The following is a 3,714-nucleotide window of genomic DNA, read 5'->3' on the forward strand; positions in this document are numbered from 1 at the left end:
ATTTTATTATAATAGAGTTAGAAGTCATAGTTATTTAGGAAATTTATCACCTGTTAAATTTGAAGAAAAACAAGAAAAAGAAAAAGTGTTACAATCTGAAATGGTGGCTTAGGGATTAGCAAAAAAGTGTATGTTTTTTAGTTACCTCTCCATCGAATATAAAACCCTCTATGCAACTAGGCACAGTTTTGCATCTGTTATGGTTGAAAATAATGTACCACTAACTTATGTACAAAAACAGTTGGGACATAAAAGATTATCTACTACCATGGATTATTATATAAAAAATGGTTTGATTAATGAAAATAAATATAATCCTATACTAGATGTTATTTATGAGTAGGCTTTTATTAATACCTTTATTCTTAGTGATATTTTTAGTTGTAGCTAATATCGTGAGTTTTAGTTTATTAGCCTTAACTTATAATAATTTATCAGATGAAACTTTAGTAGCAAAAGTATATTTTTTAAAAGATAATAAAAGTGACGATTCTTACACCGCTATTCTAGAAGATAAACAAGCTAATAATATTGGTAAATATGAAATATATGGAGATCAATGGAGAATTGATGTATCTTTTATAAAAATAAAGTATTTAGCTAATGTATTTGGGCTAAAGTCTAACTGTAGTTTGGATAGAATAGAAGGAAGATATAACTCTATTAAAAAACAAAATAACAAAAAAACTGTTTCTTATTCAATAGAAGGCATAAATTTAACTAAATATTTCAACTGGTTTATAGATATTACTTATGGTAGTTCTGTTTATCAAGAAATAAAACTGCATACGGTTTATTTTGTATATAAGACGCCTACAGGATTGCTTGTGCGTGGAGAGAAATAAAGGAGGAGGAAATCTACTTTATTTTTGCAAAAGTTAATAAAGGTTTAGTAAAAATAATGAAACTACCAATAGTAACAACACTTTATAAATCATCACCATATATAGATGAATTTTATACTCGTATATCAAAAGAAGCACAGAAGATTATGAGACAGTCTTTGTAGAGGAAGGGAATTTGAGTGAAAAATAATAAAATACATATTTCAATAGTAACACCAATTTACGGTTGTTGTAGCAGTTTAAACAGTCTATACGAAAGACTTAACAGAACACTTTCAACGATCACAAATGATTTTGAGATTATTATGGTAAATGATGCTAGTCCTGATAATGCTTGGGAAGGTATCAAAGAGTTGGCATTAAAAGATAAACGAGTAAAAGGTATAAACCTTTCAAGAAACTTTGGACAACACAAAGCTATAACAGCTGGACTTGACTATGCGAGTGGTGATTGGATCGTCGTGATGGACTGTGATTTGCAAGACCAACCAGAAGAGATAGTAAAGCTTTATAACAAAGCTCAAGAGGGTTATGACATAGTTTTTGGTAGACGAAGTGAGAGAAAAGATGGTTTTTTTAAAAAACTTAGCTCAAAGCTTTTTTATAAAGTATATGATTATTTTACAGAAAGCAAAGTTGATAACACTATTGCTAACTTTAGTATCATTTCTAAAAAAGTTTTAGATAGTTTAAAAGAACTACGAGAACAAAATAGAATGTATCCACTCTTCATAAATTGGATAGGATTTAATAAAACAGAGATAGATATCGAACATGCTAAAAGAGAAGAAGGAAAAAGTTCTTATACAATAAAAAAACTTATTGATTTAGCTATAGATAGTATTGTTTCACAATCAAACAAGCCTTTAAAACTCTCTATAAAGTTTGGATTTATAGTTTCCCTTTTAAGTCTTTTTTATGCTTTTTGGTTGATTGTGAGGTATTTTCTTTTTTCTATTCCTACTGAGGGTTGGACAAGTGTTATGGTGTCTATTTATTTTATAGGTGGATTACTTTTTGCAAATATGGGAATACTTGGACTTTATATAGGGAAAATCTTTGATGAAACAAAAAATAGACCTATATATATAGTTCAAGAAACTACTTAAAAAAAAAAGATCAGTATAAATAGTATATATTAGTATAAAAAAGAGCACATTACAGTATAGAAATAAGAAAGAGATACAAAAATTGAAAATATAGGTAAAATATGATAAAAATAAACATAGTATACTGGCATATAGAACTATTCTGGAATAAGAAAGAATTAAATAGATGAAGTTTTTAGTAAACCATTTGTATATATTGCTAACAGTTTTTTTTGCAGTATCTAGTCAGCTAATAATTAAGTGGCAAATGAAGAATTATTCATTTGAAGGATTTGATAATATATTTGAAAAATTTCATTTTGCTTTTGGCTTATTACTAAATCCATATATTTTAGTATCAATACTATTTACATTATTAAGTGGTTTGTCTTGGATTATAGCTATGAGTAAATTTGATATAAGTTATGCTTACCCTTTTACAGCATTGGGATTTGTATTTATTTTATTTTTCTCCAATGTATTGTTTAATGAAAGTATTTCAATATATAAATATATAGGAGTAACTTGTATAGTAATAGGAGTTTTTATAATAAGCAGGGATATAAAATGATAAGTAAAGAATTGTTTAAAAGTGATGTTAAATATGAAGTAGAAGATGGTAAGTATATTTTTAAAAAGCTAGAAACTTCTGATATAGAAGATAGTTTGGATAAATTTAAAAATATGCTAAAAAAATATGATAAGTTTTACTATTGGCTTATAAAAGTTATAAGTCCTGTATTTGTAGATAGAAGTCAAGAAAAGTTTATTGAATCATATGTCTCTAAAGATAAAGTTTGTATAAATATAGGTAGTGGAAACAGCAAAGTTTCAGACAATGTGTGTAATGTTGATATATTTACTTATGACAATGTTGATGTAGTTTGTGATATTGAAAATCTCCCTTTCAAAGATAACTCAATAGATGTCATTTTAAATATAGCAGTCTTAGAGCATGTTCCAAATCCACAAAAAGTAATCGATGAAATACATAGAGTTTTAAAGCCTGATGGTGTTGTATATACAGCATTTCCTTTTATGCAAGGCTTTCATGCTTCTCCTTATGACTTTACAAGAGTAACAGAAGAAGGGATAAAAATACTTCATAAAGATTTTGAAATAATGGAAGTAAAACCATTTGGAGGACCAACATCTGGAATGTTATGGGTACTTCAAGAATGGATAGCGATACTATTATCCTTTGGTAGCAAGCGATTGCATACAATTATTTACATATTGGTTATGTGTTTAACTTTTCCTATAAAGTTTTTAGACTATTTTTTGATTAAACACCCTATGGCAAAAAATATTGCTTCTGGATTTATATTTATAGGAATAAAGAGATGATACCATTTAATAAGTCACCATATAAAGGTAACTCAGAAAAATATATTTATTTCATATTATTTAGTTTACTGTCAATATATTTATTTATAACACATCAAGTAAGAATGACTTTAAACGATGATTCAGCATTATATATGTTTCTTACAGAAGGTGAAAGAGGAACATTGATTATGAGTTATCCTTTGTCTAGTTTAATGTCCAAACTATATGAAATTTTTCCATCCATTCAATGGCAAAGTGGGCTTTATACTTTTTGTATATTTATATTTATATTTACAGGGTCATATTATATAAAATCAGTAAATTCGGTAGTGTTCATCATTCTGTGTCAGCCTAGATAATTCCTAAAATTCTATCATAAATTTAAAGCATCATCAAGCCGTCCATCAAAGTGGATGGCTAGTTGTGAAATTGTTAAGCTCCAATTTCTTATT

The 3,714-nt window shown here is 27.4% G+C and carries 5 protein-coding genes; all 5 read left to right on the plus strand.

The features are described 5' to 3' along the window. Window positions 1-130: 130 nt before the first annotated feature. The gene (locus B0174_RS11890; protein ID WP_108561292.1) at window positions 131-343 is read left to right on the plus strand and encodes a tyrosine-type recombinase/integrase; all 213 of its coding nucleotides are present in this window, start codon (window positions 131-133) and stop codon (window positions 341-343) included. Beyond that, on the plus strand, window positions 336-845 hold the full coding sequence (locus tag B0174_RS11895; protein WP_133174802.1) for a hypothetical protein: 510 nt from the start codon (window positions 336-338) through the stop codon (window positions 843-845). Before B0174_RS11890 ends, B0174_RS11895 begins: the two co-directional genes overlap by 8 nt. A gap of 179 nt (window positions 846-1,024) precedes the next feature. After that, complete coding sequence (locus B0174_RS11900) at window positions 1,025-1,954, plus strand: glycosyltransferase family 2 protein (protein ID WP_228156466.1); 930 nt, start codon at window positions 1,025-1,027, stop codon at window positions 1,952-1,954. Between the two features lie 166 nt (window positions 1,955-2,120). Next, the gene (locus B0174_RS11905) at window positions 2,121-2,504 is read left to right on the plus strand and encodes an EamA family transporter (protein WP_108561298.1); all 384 of its coding nucleotides are present in this window, start codon (window positions 2,121-2,123) and stop codon (window positions 2,502-2,504) included. Beyond that, window positions 2,501-3,280 carry a class I SAM-dependent methyltransferase gene (locus tag B0174_RS11910; protein ID WP_133174803.1) on the plus strand — a complete coding sequence of 260 codons (780 nt, stop codon included), beginning with the start codon at window positions 2,501-2,503 and terminating at the stop codon, window positions 3,278-3,280. The genes B0174_RS11905 and B0174_RS11910 overlap by 4 nt, the downstream gene beginning before the upstream one ends. The last annotated feature ends 434 nt before the right edge of the window (window positions 3,281-3,714 follow it).

It is taken from the genome of Arcobacter caeni (assembly GCF_003063245.1).
In the GTDB taxonomy this organism is placed as follows: domain Bacteria; phylum Campylobacterota; class Campylobacteria; order Campylobacterales; family Arcobacteraceae; genus Aliarcobacter; species Aliarcobacter caeni.